The following is a 19,345-nucleotide window of genomic DNA, read 5'->3' as shown; positions in this document are numbered from 1 at the left end:
GGATCCCCTTTCAGAACGAGATGTTGGACTCCCTCGTAACGCTTGTCGGTTCACCCAGTTTGTACCGCAGGGGGACGACAGTTCCAATGTAGGCGAATGGGCATCTGGATACCAGTCTTGACACGGCGAGCGGTGCATACACAATAGATGTATTGGGGCTTTTTTGCGCAGCATTCAAGAGGGGTCCGAATAAAGTCCAAGTAAACAACCGTTCCATCCCTTCGCCCATTTCACCCATAGCTGCCTAACGGCATGTTTTCGAACGTTTCTGTGTATGATGTCTGGCGAGGGAAGGTAGCGAGAAGGGAGAGGTGTCGGACGGTGCCCAGGTACTGGCTATCATTTTTCTGCTTGTTTGCCGCCTCTCTCGCTAGTGCGCTTGCAGTCACGCCCCTTGCTAGAAAGATTGCCGTTAGGATTGGCGCCATCGACTATCCCAGCAAGCGCCGCGTGAACAAGACGCCTATCCCCCGCATGGGCGGTATCGCAATCTTTGCAGGAATCGTTGCCGCTTTCACAGTCCAGTACATTGGCACCACCTACTTTGACTGGCCGGTTGTTCTCGTCCCCTCGCCGCGACTCTCGGTGAACTACTGGATGCTCGTCCTAGCATTTGTCATCATCTTCACAACCGGACTTCTCGACGACAAATACTCGCTCTCCCCCAAGGCGAAGCTCGCCGGGCAGGTGCTTGCCGCCACCGTTGCTGCTTTGGGCGGTCTAGTTATCGGCGTGATTGCAAACCCCTTTGAACCCGGGGAGTTCATCGAGCTTGGTTGGCTCACCTACCCCGCAACCATCATCTATCTGGTTGCTTACGCGAATATCACCAACCTCATCGACGGGTTGGACGGACTTGCCTCGGGCATCTCGTGCATTGCCTCTGTGACGATGTTTGTGCTCTCGATCTGGGCGGGGCGTCTCGACGCTGCTGCGCTTGCCTGTGCAATTGCTGGTTCGACGCTTGGCTTTCTCCACTACAACTTCCACCCAGCAAGTATCTTTCTGGGTGATTCCGGCTCACTTACCTTGGGTTTTGCACTAGGGACGATCTCGCTTCTCTCGGTGACAAGAATTGCTGGCCTTACCACAATCATCGTGCCCCTTGTGATTGCGGGCATCCCCATCATCGACACGTTCTCCGCAATCGTTCGCCGCACCAGGGCTCACGTGAGCGTCGGTCGAGCGGATCGTGGACACATCCACCATCGCCTTCTGGCCGAGGGCTTTGACCAACGACAAGCTGTGCTCGTGGTGTACGCGTGGACGGCGCTTCTCTGTGCGGGTGCGCTGGTCATGACGCAGGTGACTACGGTGCCACGCATCTGCATTTTCCTGTTGTTACTCGTGATTTCCGGGGCCTTCGCCAGCCACCTGCATCTCTTTGAGCCCGTACTGCGCCACCATAAAGATCCGCACACCGGTGATGACGAGCTGGTAGGACCGGATGACCCGGCCTTTGCGGAAGAATCTGCGAGAGCGCGTGAACGCCACGAAGAAGGACGCGAAGAGCTTCTCGGCGTCCATTCCGACAGCAAGGGCAACGGTCGCCAAGGCTAACAGAATGAGACAAGAGGCAAGGGGACAGTCCCCTCGTCCCACACCCTTGTCCCACAATGCACAAAGTGGCTCTATCGATGGGGTTTTGGGAGTCTTGTGCACAAAAGCGGGCTATCGCTGGGTGATTTTCTCACTCTGATATCAAATATGTAATATTGAATGCATGGTTTCGAATTAATGTTTAATTTTATGCATTTTACTGTAAACGTAGTTAATAATTTGATGATACGGCACCAAAAACGCCCCGCGATAGCCCGCTTTTGTGCAACGAGTCACCAATTTCCCCGCGATAGAGCACTTTTGTGCAAAGTGGCATCGCACAACCAATGGGATGAGACTAGGGGGCTATCCCCTTGTCTCAAAAAGCGGCACCGGGACAAGCCCGCTGCCGCTATCAGTCAAACCAAAGAGCTAGTGCTAGTGCATGCCGTAGAGCTACTCTGCGTCAGCGAGGGCCTTCTTGGCAACGCCGGCGAGGTCAGCGAATGCCTCCTCGTCGCCGTAGGCAATCTCGGCGAGAACCTTGCGGTCCAGCTCGACGCCGGCAAGCTTGAGGCCATGCATGAAGGTGCTGTAGGAAAGGTCGTTCATGCGGGCAGCAGCGTTGATACGCTGAATCCACAGGCTGCGGAAGTCGCGCTTCTTGTTGCGGCGATCACGATACTGATACTGGCCAGAGTGCTGAGCCTGCTCCTTCATGCCGCGGAAGGTACGAGAGGAAGTTCCGTAATAACCCTTGGTACGCTCGACCAGGGTCTGACGCTTCTTGCGGCCAGCGACTGCGCGCTTGACTCGGGACATATCTAATCAACTCCTCGTTGAGGGAAAATCGGGACGCGCGAAGCGCCTACTTGGAACCCATGCGCTGGGAGACAACCTTGACGTCGCTGGGAGCGAGCACCGCCTCTTTGCGGAAGTTGCGAATGCGCTTCTGGGACTTCTTGGACAGGATGTGGCTCTTGAAGGCCTTGGCACGCATAATCTTGCCGGTACCAGTGCGACGGAAGCGCTTTGCGGTACCCTTGTGCGTCTTCATCTTGGGCATGTTACTTCTCCTTCTTCTCACTCGTGTCTTCGCCGCCCTGGGGCGTCACATCGAACGCACCCTTGATGGGGGCAATGAGCATGTGCATGTTGCGGCCCTCCATGAGGGGCTGCTGCTCGACGGTGGCCCAAGGCTTGAGGTCCTCGGCAAGACGGTCGAGCACGATGCGTCCCTGCTCGGGGTGGGCCATCTCACGACCGCGGAACATGATCGTGATCTTGACCTTTGCGCCCTTCTTGAGGAAGCGCATCACGTGGGCCTTCTTGGTCTCGTAATCACCCACGTCGATCTTGGGGCGGAACTTCATCTCTTTGACCTCGATGCGCGCCTGGTTCTTGCGCGCCATCTTGGCCTTACGATCCTGCTCGTACTTGTACTTGCTGTAGTCGAGCACCTTGCATACCGGAGGGTTCGCGTTGGGCGCGATCTCCACGAGGTCAAGCCCCTGCTCCTGCGCGATGCGCAAGGCGTCACGCACGCCAAACAGGCCCAGCTGCGAGCCATCGACACCGATGAGGCGGCACGTGCGTGAGGTGATTTCCCCGTTGACGCGAGGACCATCGTTTCTGGCTATCTCTCTACACCTTCCTCTCTCTGCGGCGCCTGGCGCCGCGAACAAAAAACAACTCCCGATGACACACAGCCGTCGGGAGACAAGGGCCACCCATGCCTGGGTGGTGAGAACTCTTTGTCTGACCAGACAGCTGCCGCGTGGGCGCCGTTCAGGTGGGGACAGTATGCCCCGCTTCGCATGTTCACGCATGGATGATAGTACCCCAGCCAACCAGCTAGCGCAACGACCCTCTTTCGAGACGCACGTCTCCATCGAGACAACATGCTACCGAGAAACGCCAGGATAACTGGTGCCCGAGGTGGGGGTCGAACCCACACGAGGTTTCCCTCAGAGGTTTTTGAGACCTCCGCGTCTGCCATTCCGCCACTCGGGCGCGCCATGCGCACCTGAGAACTATACCAGATGCGCCAGCAAATACCTCACTGCACGAAGGGGTTGTTCTCAAGCTCCTCGGCCATCGTGGTCGCAGGGCCGTGCCCGCAGAGCAAGACCGTCTTTGGAGCGATCTCGCGGCCCATGCGCGAGAGCGATTGGCGCATGGCGTCTGGGTCACCACCATCGAGGTCGGTGCGCCCGCAGGATCCCGGAAAGAGCGTATCGCCCACGAAGGCGATGCCGTCGGCCGTGCCCTCCCCCACCAGGCAGATTCCACCTGGCGTGTGACCAGGCGTCTCCATCACGCGGAACTGCGCCGTACCCACCTTGACTACGTCGCCCTCGACAAGCAGCCGAGAAGGTGCGGGGGCATCGTTGTCGTAGGAGACTCCCGAGCCGGAATGGCGTGGGTTGCTGGCGTGCTCGGCCATCTCGACGTCCGGTGCCGCAAGCTCGAAGGGCGCACCTGTTGCCGAGACAAGCGCTGCTACGCCACCCACATGGTCTCCGTGGCCGTGGGTCCCCACCACGCAGACGACCTTCTCGCCAGAAAGCGCCGCAGCCACCCGCACGCCTGCCGCACCGGGATCGACGATTAGGGCCTCGCCGGCAGAGACGTAAGCGTAGCAGTTGGTCTGGATGGGCCCAACGACAAAGACGCGCACCACGTCACCGCCAGAAGAAACTTCAAATGAACCCGCGTCGCGGAAGTAGCCCGTCATGCTGGAACTACACCCTTCTCTTCATCTGGCTGGCACCCTCACCGGGCATGATGCGCCGTGCATCGTAAACGGAAGGCACGCGAGAAACGCTGGCGAGCAGTGCGTCCAGAAGGCTTGCGTCCGAGATGGCCACGATAAAGCGCAGGCGCGCGATGCCCCGCTTGCCCGTCTGCGTCGCAGCGGAGAGGATGTTCCCGCCCGCGTCGCCAATCGCGATGGTGACGTCCTTGAGAAGCCCCATGCGGTCCGTAGCCTCGACCACAATCTCGACTCGGAACTCCGTGGCACCCGAAGTGTCCCACTCGACAGGGATCATGCGCTCGGGGTGGTTCATGAGGTCGTGCACGTTGGGGCAGTTGGCGCGATGCACCGAAACGCCGCGGCCGCGCGTGATGAAACCCACGATATCGTCACCGGCCACGGGGTTGCAGCAGTGCGCGAGATGCACGAGAAGGTCCGCATCGCCCTTCACGACCACGCCGCAGTTGCTACGACGCCTCGCTCCCCTCGCAGTCTGCGTGATGGCGTAGGACTGCATGAGGGGCTTGTTTTCCTTGATGGCCTGCTCGACCCTGGCCTGGCGCTCCGCCTCCTTGCGCGCAGCCTCGAGCTGCTCGGGCGAGCCCTCCTCAAGGACCTCCTCGATACGGTTGGCAACCTGCTTGGACGAGACCTTGCCCGTACCGATGCCGGCAAACAGGTCGTCAGCGGAGCGATAGTCAAACTGCGGGTACACGCGCTCGATTGCCTTTACGGTACGCTGCGTCGAGATGCCATAGCCACGGCGGCGCAGCTCGTGGGCAAGGTCGCTCCTGCCCTGCTCGGCGTCGTCCGCGCGCGTCTCCACCGAGAAGTACTTGCGAATCTTGGCGCGCGCCGAGGGCGTGACCACGATGTTCATCCAGTCGCGGCTGGGCTTGGCGTTCTTATTGGTGAGGACTTCCACGCGGTCACCCATGTTGAGCTTGTAGGTGAGTGGGACCACCGACCCGTTGACTTTGGCGCCCACGCAGTGGTTGCCCACCTCGGTGTGGACGGCGTAGGCAAAGTCAAGCGGCGTCGAGTCACGGCGCAGGCTCATGACCTCGCCCTTTGGCGTGAAGACAAAGATCTCGTGCTCGAAGAGGTCCACGCGGAGGCTGTTCAGGAATTCGTGGGGGTCGTCGATGTCATCCTCGACGGCCCAATCGAGGCTCTTGCGAATCCAGTTGATTGTGGAGTCGATTGAGCGGTCCTCGGCCGACATCTTGCCCCGGGAGTTGCCCGCCTTCTTGTAGAGCCAGTGGGCGGCAACGCCGTACTCAGAGGCCTCGTGCATCTCGACCGTGCGAATCTGGATCTCTATGGGTTTGCCGTCCGGCCCCACTACGGTGGTATGGAGCGACTGGTAGAGGTTTGCCTTGGGTGTGGCGATGTAGTCCTTGAAGCGCCCGGGCATGGGGTGCCAGAGCGTGTGGACAGCCCCCAGCGCCGAGTAGCAATCCCCCACCGTCTGCGTGATGATACGCAGGGCGATAAGGTCGTAGATGTCCGAGAAGTCCCGGCCCTTGCGGGTCATCTTTTGGTAGATGGACCAGAGGTGCTTGGGGCGGCCGGTAATCTGGTAGTTCTTGAGGCCCACGCGCTTGAGCTCGTCATCCAGGGTCTTGATGGCTGCCTCGGTGTCGTCCTCGCGCTGTGCGCGCGAGTCCTGGACCATACGGGCCACGCGCTGGTACTCCTCGGGCTCGAGCCAGAAGAAGGCCAAGTCCTCAAGCTCCCACTTGATGGAGGAGATGCCAAGGCGATCGGCGAGAGGCGCGTACACGTCCATGGTCTCGCGCGCCTTGAAGAGGCGGCGATCAGGAGGCAGTGCCGCCAGGGTGCGCATGTTGTGCAGGCGGTCGGCCAGCTTGATAATGACCACGCGGATGTCCTTGGACATGGCGAGAAACATCTTGCGCAGGTTGAGGGCCTGCTTCTCGTCCATCGAGGTGACCTTGATGGACGTGAGCTTGGTGACGCCATCCACCAGCTCGGCCGTCGTCTCGCCAAAGAGCGACGAGATCTGCGAGAGCGTGGCGGGCGTGTCCTCCACCGTGTCGTGCAGAAGCGCGGCGCAGATGGTGTCCTCGTCCATGTGGAGGTCCTTGCAGAGGATGAGAGCCACCTCGACAGGGTGGTTGATGTAGGGCTCACCCGAACGCCGGCGCTGATTGCGGTGGTAGTTGGCCGCAAAGTGGTAGGCGCGGTCAATCTTTGCCCACTCCTTGTCGTTGAGGTAGGAGCGCGCAGCCTCCTCGAGGACGCGGAAGTTTGCCGCATCGGGAACGGTCGGCTTCTTGGCGGGCATGGGGGTCGCGGCCGCGGTCGCCGGTGCGAGCGGGGCGGCCGGGGCCGCAGTCGCCCCATCGACGGGAGCCGGTACGGCAGCTCCCCCCACAGACGCCGCAGCCAATGTATCCTGGGCCTTCTCGGCCATCATGCCGTCATCGCCCATGGCCCCTCCTCCTACTCGCCCACACACACGCCAAAGTTTGGCGCAATGGGCCTGTTAATCGCAGAGAGCAACTCTTCCTCAGTACATGAGAGTACCCATTCGCCAAACTCGCCGCACGCCTGACGCTCGCGAATGCCCTCGAGGTAGCGGGCAGAGGCCTCAAGATTGACGCGCGCGGGACTCTCCGTCATGGTAATGAGACGTGCGTCTCCAAAGCCCACAAGCGAAAGAAGTCCCAGCTCTTCGAAGACCTGTATACCGCAGGTGACCGTAGCTTCCGAAAGCGGACGGCCCCTCACCGTGGCCATGGCCGCGAGTTGGGAGTCACACGCCGAGAATGACGCCTTCCCCACCTGAGCGGCGCTCCGGGAGACGCCCCGCAGTGCGCAGTAGAGCGCGACGAGCTCGTCTCGCGTGGGTGCCACCTGGCTCAGGATGCGCTGCGTGGAGGCAAGGTCGCGCCGGCCGAAGAGCAGGTGCACGCGGGCATCGCCTCCGTCGCGACCGGCCCGCCCGCTCATCTGGTTGAACTCGACGCGTCCCAGCGGCATGTCGTAGAGCACGACGCTGCGCACGTCGGGGATGTTCACTCCCTCACCAAAGGCGCTGGTGGAGACGATGCACGAAAGCTCGCCCATACGGAACGCCCGCTCGACGCGCATGCGGTCGGCACGCGGGAGCCCCGCGTTGTAGAAGGCGACCCGGGGCGCAAGCTCTGGCACCTGGTGGCGAAGCAGGCGCGCGAGCGTCACCGAGCGGGCGCGGGAGTTCACGTAGGCGATGCATTTCTCGCCCTCGGCCACAATCGAGGCAAGCGCCGCGTCGCGGTCGCGCAGGTCGCGGCAGTCGTCGAGGCTGAGGTTGTCACGTACAGCAGGGTCTACAATCGCGTCCTGGGCGGCAATGCCGCAGAGGTCGCAGATGTCGCGAGCCACCTCAGCCGAGGCCGTGGCCGTGACGGCCAAAACGACGGGCTCGCCGAGAAGAGCGCGAACGCGAGGCAGGTCGCGGTAGGCGTCGCGCGAGCCAGAGCCAGAGGGCGAGCTGTGGTGCGCCTCATCGACCACGAGAAAGCCCACGCGGCCGGAGCGCGCAAGGTCATCGGCGTGGAGGGCCAGGTACTCAGGTGTGGTGAGAACGATGTCAACCAGGCCGGAGGCCAGGCCCGCATAGACGCGGGCGCGCTCCTCGACGGACGTCTCGCCCGTGAGCACAGCCACGCCCACACCAAGAGGCGCAAGCTCGTCGGAGAGGTGGTGCGCCTGGTCTGCGACAAGGGCGCGCAGCGGATACACGAAGATACTCGCACGATGCCGCGAAAGGGCGGTGCGAGCCGCATGGACGTGGAAGACGAGCGATTTGCCGCGACCCGTTGCCATCACACAGAGCGTCGAGCGGCCGTTGGCAAGGCGCGAGAGCGCCTCGCGCTGCGCAGGCAGCAGCGCCTTCTCTCCGATGAGGGCACGTACCAGGCTGTTCGTAAGGGCGTCGTAGTCCTGGGGCAAAACCTCGGGTGCTGGCACAGCGGGCTCTCCGGGCGCGCTGAGTGCCGCGGGGCCCGCGACCGCGTCCTTCTCGCCCTCCTCGCGCGCGAAGAGGCCGTCCACGAAGCCCGGACCGGCGGGCGCCTCATCCTCGCCGTCGCGGTAGAGGATGTCCTTGACCATGAGCTTTGGCTTCGTACGCCCCTGCCAGGTCTCGTCCACGGCCTCAAAGACCAGGTCGACCACGCTGTCCGTAGCGCAGGCGTGCGAGCAGTCTGGCACGCGAAACATGATGGCGGGCACCGAGGAGGTGCCGTCTGTGGCAATAAAGCGCAGGTGGGCACCATCGGCACCAACACGAGAGCGATTTCTCATGGTGACGCCACGCACGGCGAGGAGGGGCCTTTTGTTGCCCTGTCCAAAGGGCTGCAGCGTCTCGAGCGACGCAATGGAGGAGATGGTGAGTTCGGAGAGGCGCACAACCGCGGCGACCTCGCCGCGCGATTCAAACTGCTCGGCAGGCAGTGCGTCGAGCACAGCCTCCAGACGACCGCGGAACTCGTCGAGGCGCGACGCCTCGCAGGTCACTCCCACAGCACCCGCATGCCCGCCAAAGCGGACGAGCATGTCGGAGCACTGCTCGACGGCGCGGAACAGATCGACCGAGCCAACCGAGCGGCCAGACCCGCGTGCAATCCCATCCTGGATGGTGAAGAGAATGGCAGGCACGTGGTAGCGATTCACGATGCGGCTTGCCACGATGCCCTTGACGCCCTCGTGCCAGCCCTCGCCGTCGACAACGATGACGCGCCCGCCGCGCCATGTGGCCGCGACCTTCGCGAGCGCCTCCTCGGTGAGGGCCGACTCGATATCGCGGCGCTGCCTATTGATGTCCTCGAGCTGCCCCGCAAGGACTGGCGCCTGGGCGGGATCGTTGGTCATGAGCAGGTCGATGGCGATGTCAGTGGTGCCCATGCGACCGGCGGCGTTGAGGCGCGGGATGATCGAGAAGGGCAGCGAGTCCGCGGTGGCCTCGGATATGTCCTGACCGGCACAGGCCGCAAGGGCCACAAGGCCGGGACGAGAGGTTCTTCTCAGCCGCCCTACGCCATCGGCGACCAGGGCGCGGTTCTCGCGCGAGAGCTGCATCATGTCCGAGAGGGTGCCCAGGGCGGCAACGTCGGTGTAGGAGCGCCAGACGTTGGGCTTGCCAAGACGCTCGCCCAACACAGCCAGGAGCTTGAGCGACACGCCTGCGCCAGCAAGGTCGCGAGAGGGGCCGTCGGCCGCGAGCTTTGGATCCGTCACGGGAACGCCCTGGGGTACCAGATCCGCGGGCTCGTGGTGGTCGGTCACCACGACGTCCACCCCCTGCTCGAGCAGCCAATCAACCTCGTGCTGGGCAGCAATGCCGTTGTCGACGGTCACGATGAGGTCAGGCTTGCCGTCTGCCAGCACACGGTTGAGCGCGGCCCTCGTAAGGCCGTAGCCCTCGCCAAAGCGGTGCGGGATGTAGGCACGGGCATGCCCGCCCAGCTTACGCAGGCCAAGTGCAAGGATGCAGGTGGAGCTCATGCCGTCGACGTCGAAGTCGCCAAAGACGGCGATGCCCTCCCCTGTCCGCACGGCACGCTCAACACGATCTGCGGCCTCCGGCATGCCAGGAATGAGCAGCGGGTCTGCCCAGTCGCGATCCAGCGAGGGGGTGAGGAAGGCGCGGGCCTCCTCGACGCCGGTGATGCCGCGGGCCACGAGGACCCGGGCCACCAGGCGGGAAACGCCCAGCGCATCGGCAAGGGACGCCTCGGCGCGGGGGTCCGCGTCAAGGACGTCCCAACGGCGGCTATCGAGAAGCCCGGGCACCCTAGCTCTCCCTGGGCTCGTTCTTCTCGGCATGATTACCCGTGGCAGGCGCAGCCGAGGCCGCCTCGACGTTGCCGTACTTGGCCTCGAGCTTGGCCCACTTGGGCTCGCGCGTCTTCCAGATGGCCAGGAGCGGCGACGCCACGGCGAAGCTGGAATAGGTGCCCAGAATCTCGCCGACCAGGATGGCGAAGGCGAAGTCCTTGAGCGTCGCCCCACCGATGGCCAGCATGCAGATGACCGGCACGAGCGTCACGACCGTGGTGTTGATCGTACGGATGATGACCTCGTTGATCGAGTAGTTGCAAATCTCATAGTAGGTGTGATGCACGCCATCACGGAGCTGCTTGGCGTTCTCGTTCATGCGGTTGAACTCGACCACGGTGTCGTAGAGCGAGTAGCCCATGATGGTGAGCAGGGCCGCAATCACGTTGGGCGAGATGTCAATCTGGAACCATGCGTAGACGCCCAGCGTGATGATGAGGTCATGCAGGAGCGCGATGACGGCCGTGATGGACATCTTGAACTCGTAGCGGAACGAGACGTAGGCGATGATGAGAAGGATTGCCACGCCAAAGGCCATGAGCGAGGAGCGCGTGGTGTCGGCGCCCCAGTCGGGGCCGATAGTTGTCACGGTGTAGTTATCGGTCGTGAGGCCGAGCGACTCGGCCGCCGCCTGCGCGTGCGCATTGGCGGTGGTGGGGTCGGTGGTGTCGGAACGCACGAGGAAGCCCGCCTCGCCCTGCGTGGCGGTTGTCTGGACGGTGGCCGCGCCCTCCCCTGCTGACTCGAGGGCGCCACGCATCTGCTCGATGGTGATGGTGTTCGTCTCGTAGAAGTCTATCTCGGTGCCGCCTGTGAACTCGATGCCAAAGACCAAGCCGCGCGCGACAAGGCCCACAACCGAGAGGATCACAAGGACGCACGAGAGCGTGAGGAACTGCCTGCGGTGACCGATGAACGAAATCTCGTGGGAGAAGTGGCTACGCACGAGCCTCACCCCCCTTCGCGGACGAGGAGGGCGCCTTGGCACCTCTCGCCTTCTGGGCCTCCTGGGACTTGCGCTCTGCCTCGGCGATGTCCTGGTCAACGCCCCAGAAGCCTGGGTGAGAGGGAATCGCATGGGTGGCAAGGAGCCTCAGCGCGGGCGCCTTAAAGCCGAACATGGTCACGATGTCGCAGGCAACGCCGAGCGCCAGCGTGAGACCAAAGCCCTTGACGGTACCGGCCCCCACAAAGAAGAGGGCAAGTGCGGTGACGAGCGTCACGATGTCAGCGTCGAGCGAGGTCATGATGCCGTGGCGCGCGCCCGAGACCGAGGCGTTCTTGACGGTGCGGCCCATGCGGACCTCCTCGCGGAAGCGCTCGAGCACCAGAATCGAGGAGTCTGCGGCCGAACCCGTGGTGAGGACCATGCCCGCAAGGCCAGGAAGCGACAGCGAGAACATGCCGTAGTGAGAAAGAATGGCGAGAAGTCCCAGGTAAAGGACTGCGAATACCGCAAGGGACCCAAGCGTGAGCAAGCCCAGGCCACGATAGAAGACAAACAGGTAGACGATAACAAAGGCCACACCAATGACCAGGGCGAGAATGCCCTGGTTGAGCGAGTCCTGACCAAGCGTGGGACCGACCACACGGCTCTCGGAGTAGTTAAGGGTAACAGGCAGCGAGCCAGAGTCGAGCACGGTCTTGAGCTCCTGGGCCTCGGCACTGGTAAAGTTGCCTGTGATGGAAACCTTGCCGCCCGAAATCTCCTCCTGGACGGCAGGCGCAGACTGCACGACACCGTCGAGGACGATGCAGATCTGGCCATTGGTGGGGGCAAGCTCCTTGGTGACCTGGCCGAAGATGTCGGCGCCCTCGGAATTGAACGTGATGTTCACGGCGTAGGTGCCAACGGAGGTCGAGGACTGCGCGACGGAGGTGGACTCGATGTAGGAGCCGTCGAGAAAGGCAGTGTAGGTACCCTGCTCCAGCGTCGCGTTGGAGGCACCGGCCTCGATCTTTGCGAGCGCATCGGCGTCGCCGATGTCATCGAGGCGGACAAACTCGAGGTGTCCGGTCTGTCCGATGGTCTGGACTGCGGAGTCGGCGTCCGTGGCACCGGGAATCTGGACCAGAATCGAGTTGCTCCCCTGGATCTGCACCGTTGCCTCGGAGGCACCAAGCGTGTTCACGCGCTTCTCGACGATAGTCTTGGCGGTGTTCATCTCGTCTACGGTGGGCGTGGAGCCGTCCTGCTTCGACGCGGTGAGGATTACCGAGACGCCGCCCTGGATGTCAAGGCCGGTGGTGATGCGCTCGCTGAGCGGCGTGAAGCAGAAGATGCACGCCACGCAGACGGCGACCGTCACCACGAGCGTTGACACGTAGTGACGCACGGTGGGATTCATGCGACGTCGCTTGGTGCGACCGGGACGAGCAGCGCGGGCATCCTTTGAGCCACGCGGCTTCGACTCGGTAGCGTTCCACCGGCCGAGGCCCGTTTTAGGAGCCTCGTGGTCTTGCTTCTGGGTCATGTGCAAACCTTCCGTTTTGCGGCAGACATGCCGTCCAGGCGAGGGAGACGCCTGACTGTGGTTGTTTTCTTTTCCGAAGGCCATTATAGAGGTTTGCCGATGGTTGCCGCTGCGGGGGCCCGGGCGGGGACGGCATGGGGCCTGCATGCCGGGCTCATGATCGACATGACATCATTTGGCACATTCAGGCGCGCGCCGGATTCATGGGCGGGCATGATCCGCAGAATGGGTAACGGTCTTGGAAAAGACGAACGCTTAGAGAGGTCTAACCGGCGAGAAATCACGGCATGCCGTCCGGTCGCAAGACGCCCTTGTCAGAAATCCTGCGTTGTGCGTGCGCACCACTCGGGTTTTCTGACAAAACGGCCCCGCTGAGGGGCCTTTCGGGCAGAAATGAGCCAAGGTGCGTGCGCACCAACCCCGTTTTCTGACGGCATGCCAGCGTTTCCCCAGTTGGGCGAGAAGGTCCTGCCAACGGATGCGGATGGTGCGTACGCACGAGCGGGATTTCTCGCCAGCCGCCCGCATGCCTGCCGCCCCCTACCAGTCGCTCGCTGCCGGCGAGTCCATCCAGCGCGAGACAAACCCGCCGTACGTACCCGCAACGATCGACTCGCGCGCTCGACGCATAAGGTCGAGCAGGAAGTGCAGGTTGTGCAGCGACAGCAGAATCGAGCCGGCCATCTCCTTCTGACGCACCAGGTGATGCAGATAGGCGCGAGAATATCCGCCTTGGCAAACAGGGCAGGTGCAGGCGGGGTCGAGCCGCCCGGCATCGTGGGCGAAGCGTGCGTGGCGCAAGTTGAGCCTCCCCTCGCTCGAGAAGGCTGTTCCCATACGGGCGGTTCTGGTGGGAAGCACGCAGTCGAACATGTCGACGCCGCACGCCACGCCGCGAACGAGTGTGGTGGGATTGCCCACGCCCATGAGGTAACGGGGCTTCTCGCGCGGCATATACTGCGAGGCCAGCGGCTCGAGGCTCTCGAACATGGTCTCGTGGTCCTCTCCCACCGAGTAGCCGCCGATGCCAAAGCCCGGGAAGTCTCCCACGTCAAGCAGGTGCTCAAGCGAGCGCCGACGCAGCGCGAGGTCCATGCCACCCTGTACGATGCCAAAGAGAGCCTGGTCAGAGCGAGTATGCGCCTTCCAGCAACGCTCGGCCCACATCGCAGAGAGCTCAACCGCGCGCTCGACCTTTGAGCGCGGCGCGGGATAGCCCACGCACTGGTCGAGCTGCATCACGATGTCAGCACCCAGCTTCTGGGCGATGTCCATGTTCTCCTCGGGCGTCCACATAAACCAGCGCCCGTCGTAGTCAACCGCGCGAAAACGCACGCCGTCCGCGGAGAGCTTGCAGAACTCCTCGTGGCTAAAGACCTGAAAGCCGCCGGAATCCGTGAGGATGGGGCCCTCCCAGCGCGTAAAGGCGTGAAGGCCGCCCATTTCAGCGACAAGGTCGGCGCCAGGACGCATGGCGAGGTGGTAGGTATTGGCAAGGACGATCTTTGCCCCCAGCTCGGAAAGCTGCGGGGCGAGAACCCCCTTCACCGTACCCTTTGTGCCCACGGGCATGAAGATGGGCGTGGGCACGTCACCGTGCGGGGTGTGCAGGACGCCCGTGCGCGCATGCGTAGCGGAATCCTCGGCGACGATGTCGTAGGAGAACCACTCGGGCTCCATGTCTTTTGCTCCTCTCGCGAGACTCGGGCTTCTCGGCCTTCGGACGCCAGGCCAGTGCGGTTGCCACGACCGCGAACGGCCGTGCCCCCCCTCGCCTCATGAAAAACGGCCCGGGAGACCCGGACCGCCTGCTCACACATGCGTATTTATGTGCGCCTACTCGCCAAAGCCGGAGTCGACGAGGGCGATGAGGGCGTCGAGGGCCTCCTGCTCGTCGGAGCCGTCGCAAGAGATCTCGATCTTGGTGCCAGTGCCAAGACCGGCAGCAAGAATCATCATGATGGACTTAGCGTTGACGGGAGCGGTGTCCTTGTCGACATTCTTGATGGTGACGTTGGACTGGTACTTCTTGGCCTCGGTCACAAAGACGGATGCGGGACGGGCGTGGAGACCGGTAGCGTTGATGATCGTAGTCTGCTTGGAAACCATAGTAGAACTCCCCTTCTAGACTCCCTGACTAAGCTCGGGGAGTGATTCCCCGAATTGCCTATATCGTACCAAACGTCCGTATAGTTTACACACTTAATGGACAGCCGACGAACAAACTCTTCTGAAGCGACTCGATTGGCACCACGTGCGGACTCTTGCGGCAAAATGGAGAGGCGCGTGGCCCGCAAGGCCACAGCGCCATCGCATCCACAGCAGATAGCGCGCAACGTCAAGGTGCGCCTTCGAGAGGAGCCTTCATGGCTTGGGGCAAAGACAAGACAGACGAGCAGGGCACTGTCGAGAAGGGCAAGGCGGCGGGCACCGCGAACACGGCTGCCGGAGCTGCAGCAGGTGCCACACGCGGAGCGGCAAGTGCCGCTGCCGGAGCTGCACGCGGAGCCGGTAGGGGCATTGCCGCGGGCTTCACGGCCCTTCGCGACGTACGGGATGCGTCACGCCAATACTCCTCCGCAAAAGCACAGCAGGAATCCATAGAGAAGGACCTCGAGGCACGGCGTGCGGCACTCAAGCACCGCGAGGGCATCGAGAGTGGTTATGACAGCATTGTGTCCACGCAGTCCGCAGCGCTCGCCGATGCCCAGAAGCACGCAGCCGACGCAGTGCGCCGCTCCGCTCAGCTCTCGCATGAGCTGCAAGACCTCGAGGCCCAGCTCACTAAGATGCGCGCCGACGACGAGCAGGCACTACGCCCCTACAAGCAGCTCGCCGAGTCGGCAAAGGGTCGCGCGGACGATGCCACGCGCACGGTTGCCGAAGCGAAGCGCGCGGTGCGTACGGCAGAGGGCCAGGTGAAGGATGCGACAGACCGCCGCGAGCAGGCCATAGCGTCGGCAAACCGCACACTCGACAACTCGAAGGAGCGCCAGCGCAAGGTCCAAGGCGAGCTGGACAAGCTGCTCGGCAATCCGTCCGCCAAGAGCGACGCAATCGCGCAGGTGCGCCAGGAGCTTGCGGCCGAGGCCTCGCACGTAAGCGCCGCCGAGTCGGCCGTGACCAGGTCAACCTCAGAGGCACAGTCCTCGGTCGATAATGCCCAGACGCACCTCTGGACCCAGAAGCAGTCCCTCGAGACCGCCCAGCGCGAGTCCGAGTCCATACAGGCAGAGGCCAAGGAGCGCAGGGACGAGTACGACGACCTCTGCGCCAAGGCGGACGCGCGGCAGAAGAAGGTCTCCGACGACATCGAGCGCCACAAGGCAGAAATCGAGCGCTCGAACCGCCTGCGCGACAGCGCCCGAACGGATGCCACCAAGGCAAGCGACCTTCTCGCCGAGGCAAGAAGCATCCACGACACGCCGCAGGCAACCGAGCAGCTGCGCGGCTCGATAGCGGAGCGAGAGCGGGAGCTTGCGACCAAGCGCGCGCAGGTGGAGAAACTGGGCCATGCCGAGCGCGACCTGCGCCAGCGCACCCGCACCGTGCGCATTGCCGTCATGGCGATACTTCTCGTCATCGTGGCGATCGTGGTGGTTCTTGCCGTCTCGATGTTCGCTGGGCAGTAGCGGCGCCGGCGGCCACGCCGTGTCGCATGTTCGCGAATCCGGCGCCCTACCTGATGAGCATGGCGTCGCCAAACGAGAGGAATCGGTACCCCTCGTCAATGGCTGCCTGGTAGGCAGCCATGATCTGCTCGCGCGTGGCAAGCGCCGAGACAAGCATCATGAGCGTCGAGCGGGGCACGTGGAAGTTGGTGATAAGGGCGTCCACCACGTGGTAGGTGGAACCCGGCATGAGGTAGAGGCTCGTGGTTGCATCGCGGCGCTCGACGATGTCACCGCAGCCCGTGGCGGACGCGGAATCGGGTGCGTCCTCGAAGCGACGAGCCGTGACGGCGGGCCTCGACGCAGGCGCCTCGGGGTCCCAGGCGCTTTCGAGCGAGCGCACGGCCGTGGTGCCAACGGCAACCACGCGATGCCCAGCGGCCTTTGTCGCGTGAACGGCATCGACCACATCCTGCGGGACGTGGTAGCGCTCGGTGTGCATCACGTGCTTGGTGGGGTCGTCCTCGGTCACCAGGCGGAAAGTGTCGATTCCCACCTCGAGCTCTACCGTCTTCCATCCAACGCCCTTGTCCTCGATCCTCTTGATGAGCTCAGACGTGAAGTGGAGGCCTGCCGTAGGCGCCGCCGCGGAGTGCTCCTCGTGCATGGCGTAGACGGTCTGGTACTTCTCGGGGTCGCCCTCGTATTTGGTGATGTAGGGCGGAAGCGGCACGTGCCCCGCCTCGTGGATGGCAGCGTCCAGCGTACGGTCGCCCTGCGGCTCGAAGCGAACCAGGCGCCCGCCACGGTTGCCCTCGAGAAAGTCGGCGATCTCTCCCGTAAGCACGACCCCGGCGGAGAGGGGCGCATGCAAGCCGCCCGCGCGGTACTCGATGATGGTCCCGGGCTGACGGAGGCGCTTGCCGGGGTTCACGAGGCACTCCCACACGTGTCCCAAGGGGTCCAGGTCTTCTCGGCGCTTGAGCAAAAGCGTCTCGGCCACGCCACCGGTTCCGCGCTTGTGGCCCACGAGGCGGGCCGGCATGACGCGCGTCTTGTTGGCAACGAGAAGGTCTCCCGAACCCAGGTAGTCGATCACGTCGGTGAAGCGGCGATGCTCGAGCGAGCCGTCCTCGCGGTTGAGCACGAGGAGGCGGCAGGAGTCGCGAGGGTCTGCCGGTGCCTGTGCGATGAGCCCGTCTGGTAGCGGGTAATCAAAGTCGTCGGTGCGCATGTGTGTGGCTCTCCTCATGCCCTAGGGCTGCTGTGGTGAGGTGACGTGCGGCGCGTTGTGCGCCGGCTGCCCATTCTAGCGCGCGGCGGGAAGTTCGCAGCCAGCGCAGGCAGCGGCCCGGGCGGCTCACGCCCGGCCTTGCGACGGTCACGGTCCTCGTGGCGCTCGATGGCGGCCTCTGCGGCCGAGAAGCGGCAGCCACAGTAGTTCTGGCGATACATGCCCAGATCGCGAGAAGCCTCGGTGGCCTCGGGGTAGTAGGGCCTGAAGTCGCGCCAGACCGGCGTGAGGCCGTAGGCGGCAGCGATTTTGGCAAGCGCGTCTCCGCAGGTCTCGAAGAGCTGGTACGGCGAGACAGCAAGCGTGGTGGAGACGTAAGTAAAGCCAAGGTTGCGCGCGGTGCGGCAGGCCTCGGCCAGGCGCAGGGCGTAGCAGGCGCGGCAGCGGGCGGCGCGGTCGAAGCCGTGCGGGGCGACACCCGCCTCCCACGCGGCACGGTTGTCTGCGGCAACAACAACGTCGACGTGCGCGACGTCTGCCGCCCAGGTGCGCAGTGTGGCAAGTCGGCGGTCATGCTCGGTCACGGGCTGGATGTTTGGGTTGGTCCAGCAGATTGTGGGCTCGAAGCCCTCGCGACGCAGGAGCTCCACAGGCTCTATCGAGCAGGGGCCGCAGCACGCGTGCAGGAGGAGCGGCGTACGAACGTCACGCGTCTCTTCCGTGTTCACAAGCACCTCCGTGTTCTGCCCCTGACGTGACGCCACTCTTCTTGGCACCGCTGTCTGCGGCCATCATGATAGCGCGGAGAGCAGGCGGATGCGACCGGCAGCGTCCTCCTCAAGCATGCAATCTGCCCGAGAATGTGCAGGCACACGCTTGTTTATGTCAGCAGGGTCACGCAGCACGATGTTACCCCCGGGACGCTCGAGGAGCGATGAGGCCTGCGCCCGCCAGCCCCGCTATCCCCCGAGCGGCGCCTCCCGCATAACGACCTCGCCACGCTCGTCATGTCCCAAGACAAGCGCTGACGTGAACCCACACGACGCCGCAAAGCATGCGCCCTCGTCCAGGCAGCCGCAGAGAAGGCCTGTGCTGTGGGCATCGGAGTTCACGAGGATGCGGCCTCCCATCTTGTGCAGCGCACTCAAAAGCTCGCGCCTGGGGTAGGGCTGGCTCCTAAGCCCGCGTGCCAGGGCGCCACAGTTGACTTCGAAGGGCACGCCTTCCCCCACCAGGTATTCCATGGCCTCAAGCGCAGGCGAGAGGTACTCCTCAGACGTCTCGTCAAAGTACTTGCCGCCCTCGTTGAACTTGCTCACCAGATCGAAGTGGCCCACGAAGGTGCACTCCGTGCGATCGTAGGCTGTGGCCTCGAGCTCGTAATAGGCGCGGACAAGCGCTGTCCAGTTGCCGCCAAACGCCTCCTGGCAAAGGGCCTCGAGCTTCTCGGGCGACCAATCGACCGACGTGTTGCATGGCACATCGACGTCCACGAAGTGCGTCGAGCCAATCCTGAACTCTGCCCCGGGGCAGCACGAGGGGTCGTACAGGGCGTCCAGCTCCACGCCGAGAAGGATGTCCATGCGCCCGCGGTACTCTTCCTGAAGCCCTCGAATCGCAGCTAGGTAGGCATCCCAATCCATATGGACGTCATGGTCCATGTGGCCAGAGAACCCAAGGGCGAAAAGGCCCGCGCCAAATGCCGCCTGCGCCATCTCCTGCGGTGTGTTTCTCCCGTCGCAGAGCGTCGTGTGCGTGTGGAAGTTAGCTTTGATCATGCGGTTACCCGTGTCCTTGTCGCCAGCCTTGCCTGCATAAGATACTGCAGCCAAAGCAATTCCTGCATGAGAAGCACACAAGGAGACCATAGGGGATACGT

General features: G+C 63.4%; 15 protein-coding genes and 1 tRNA gene. 2 read left to right on the top strand and 14 right to left on the bottom strand.

Going from position 1 to position 19,345, the window contains the following annotated elements:
- Positions 1–321 precede the first annotated feature (321 nt).
- Complete coding sequence (locus tag E0E00_RS07505; protein ID WP_242622186.1) at positions 322–1,560, top strand: glycosyltransferase family 4 protein; 1,239 nt, start codon at positions 322–324, stop codon at positions 1,558–1,560.
- Positions 1,561–1,995: 435 nt separating this feature from the next.
- Here E0E00_RS07505 and rplT read toward each other — a convergent pair whose 3' ends face one another.
- The 11 genes from rplT to E0E00_RS07450 all read right to left on the bottom strand — a co-directional run bounded on the left by rplT (position 1,996) and on the right by E0E00_RS07450 (position 14,730).
- The gene (gene rplT / locus E0E00_RS07500) at positions 1,996–2,361 is read right to left on the bottom strand and encodes a 50S ribosomal protein L20 (protein ID WP_130811917.1); all 366 of its coding nucleotides are present in this window, start codon (positions 2,359–2,361) and stop codon (positions 1,996–1,998) included.
- A 46-nt stretch (positions 2,362–2,407) separates the two neighbouring features.
- A complete protein-coding gene (gene rpmI, locus E0E00_RS07495; RefSeq protein ID WP_130811916.1) occupies positions 2,408–2,605 on the bottom strand; it encodes a 50S ribosomal protein L35 in 198 nt (65 codons plus the stop codon).
- Between the two features lies 1 nt (position 2,606).
- On the bottom strand, positions 2,607–3,224 hold the full coding sequence (gene infC, locus E0E00_RS07490) for a translation initiation factor IF-3 (RefSeq protein WP_130811915.1): 618 nt from the start codon (positions 3,222–3,224) through the stop codon (positions 2,607–2,609).
- A gap of 242 nt (positions 3,225–3,466) precedes the next feature.
- Positions 3,467–3,552: transfer RNA gene (locus tag E0E00_RS07485), tRNA-Leu, on the bottom strand.
- A gap of 46 nt (positions 3,553–3,598) precedes the next feature.
- Positions 3,599–4,276 (bottom strand): MBL fold metallo-hydrolase, encoded by a 678-nt coding sequence (locus E0E00_RS07480; RefSeq protein WP_130811914.1) that lies wholly within the window; start codon positions 4,274–4,276, stop codon positions 3,599–3,601.
- Between the two features lie 7 nt (positions 4,277–4,283).
- Complete coding sequence (locus tag E0E00_RS07475) at positions 4,284–6,608, bottom strand: bifunctional (p)ppGpp synthetase/guanosine-3',5'-bis(diphosphate) 3'-pyrophosphohydrolase (RefSeq protein WP_130812635.1); 2,325 nt, start codon at positions 6,606–6,608, stop codon at positions 4,284–4,286.
- A 158-nt stretch (positions 6,609–6,766) separates the two neighbouring features.
- The gene (gene recJ / locus E0E00_RS07470) at positions 6,767–10,102 is read right to left on the bottom strand and encodes a single-stranded-DNA-specific exonuclease RecJ (protein ID WP_242622185.1); all 3,336 of its coding nucleotides are present in this window, start codon (positions 10,100–10,102) and stop codon (positions 6,767–6,769) included.
- 1 nt (position 10,103) lies between these two features.
- Positions 10,104–11,093, bottom strand: coding sequence for a protein translocase subunit SecF (secF, locus tag E0E00_RS07465; protein ID WP_130811912.1), 990 nt, complete (start codon positions 11,091–11,093; stop codon positions 10,104–10,106).
- The gene (gene secD, locus E0E00_RS07460) at positions 11,086–12,621 is read right to left on the bottom strand and encodes a protein translocase subunit SecD (RefSeq protein WP_130811911.1); all 1,536 of its coding nucleotides are present in this window, start codon (positions 12,619–12,621) and stop codon (positions 11,086–11,088) included. The genes secF and secD overlap by 8 nt, the downstream gene beginning before the upstream one ends.
- A gap of 540 nt (positions 12,622–13,161) precedes the next feature.
- Positions 13,162–14,301: a tRNA guanosine(34) transglycosylase Tgt gene (tgt, locus tag E0E00_RS07455; RefSeq protein WP_130811910.1), complete on the bottom strand. Its 1,140-nt coding sequence runs from the start codon at positions 14,299–14,301 to the stop codon at positions 13,162–13,164.
- A gap of 156 nt (positions 14,302–14,457) precedes the next feature.
- On the bottom strand, positions 14,458–14,730 hold the full coding sequence (locus tag E0E00_RS07450) for an HPr family phosphocarrier protein (protein ID WP_130811909.1): 273 nt from the start codon (positions 14,728–14,730) through the stop codon (positions 14,458–14,460).
- Positions 14,731–14,987: 257 nt separating this feature from the next.
- Here E0E00_RS07450 and E0E00_RS07440 point away from each other — a divergent pair, with 257 nt between their 5' ends.
- On the top strand, positions 14,988–16,253 hold the full coding sequence (locus tag E0E00_RS07440; protein WP_165443612.1) for a hypothetical protein: 1,266 nt from the start codon (positions 14,988–14,990) through the stop codon (positions 16,251–16,253).
- 46 nt (positions 16,254–16,299) lie between these two features.
- Here E0E00_RS07440 and queA read toward each other — a convergent pair whose 3' ends face one another.
- The 3 genes from queA to E0E00_RS07425 form a co-directional block, all read right to left on the bottom strand.
- Positions 16,300–17,466 (bottom strand): tRNA preQ1(34) S-adenosylmethionine ribosyltransferase-isomerase QueA, encoded by a 1,167-nt coding sequence (gene queA, locus E0E00_RS07435; protein ID WP_130811906.1) that lies wholly within the window; start codon positions 17,464–17,466, stop codon positions 16,300–16,302.
- Between the two features lie 14 nt (positions 17,467–17,480).
- Positions 17,481–18,194 carry an epoxyqueuosine reductase QueH gene (locus E0E00_RS07430; protein ID WP_130811905.1) on the bottom strand — a complete coding sequence of 238 codons (714 nt, stop codon included), beginning with the start codon at positions 18,192–18,194 and terminating at the stop codon, positions 17,481–17,483.
- A gap of 231 nt (positions 18,195–18,425) precedes the next feature.
- Positions 18,426–19,298, bottom strand: coding sequence for a PHP domain-containing protein (locus E0E00_RS07425; protein ID WP_242622184.1), 873 nt, complete (start codon positions 19,296–19,298; stop codon positions 18,426–18,428).
- Positions 19,299–19,345 lie beyond the last annotated feature (47 nt).

The sequence above is a fragment of the Olsenella sp. Marseille-P4559 genome (assembly GCF_900605015.1).
Classification (GTDB): domain Bacteria; phylum Actinomycetota; class Coriobacteriia; order Coriobacteriales; family Atopobiaceae; genus Tractidigestivibacter.
This window is presented reverse-complemented; position numbering and strand designations above follow the sequence as displayed.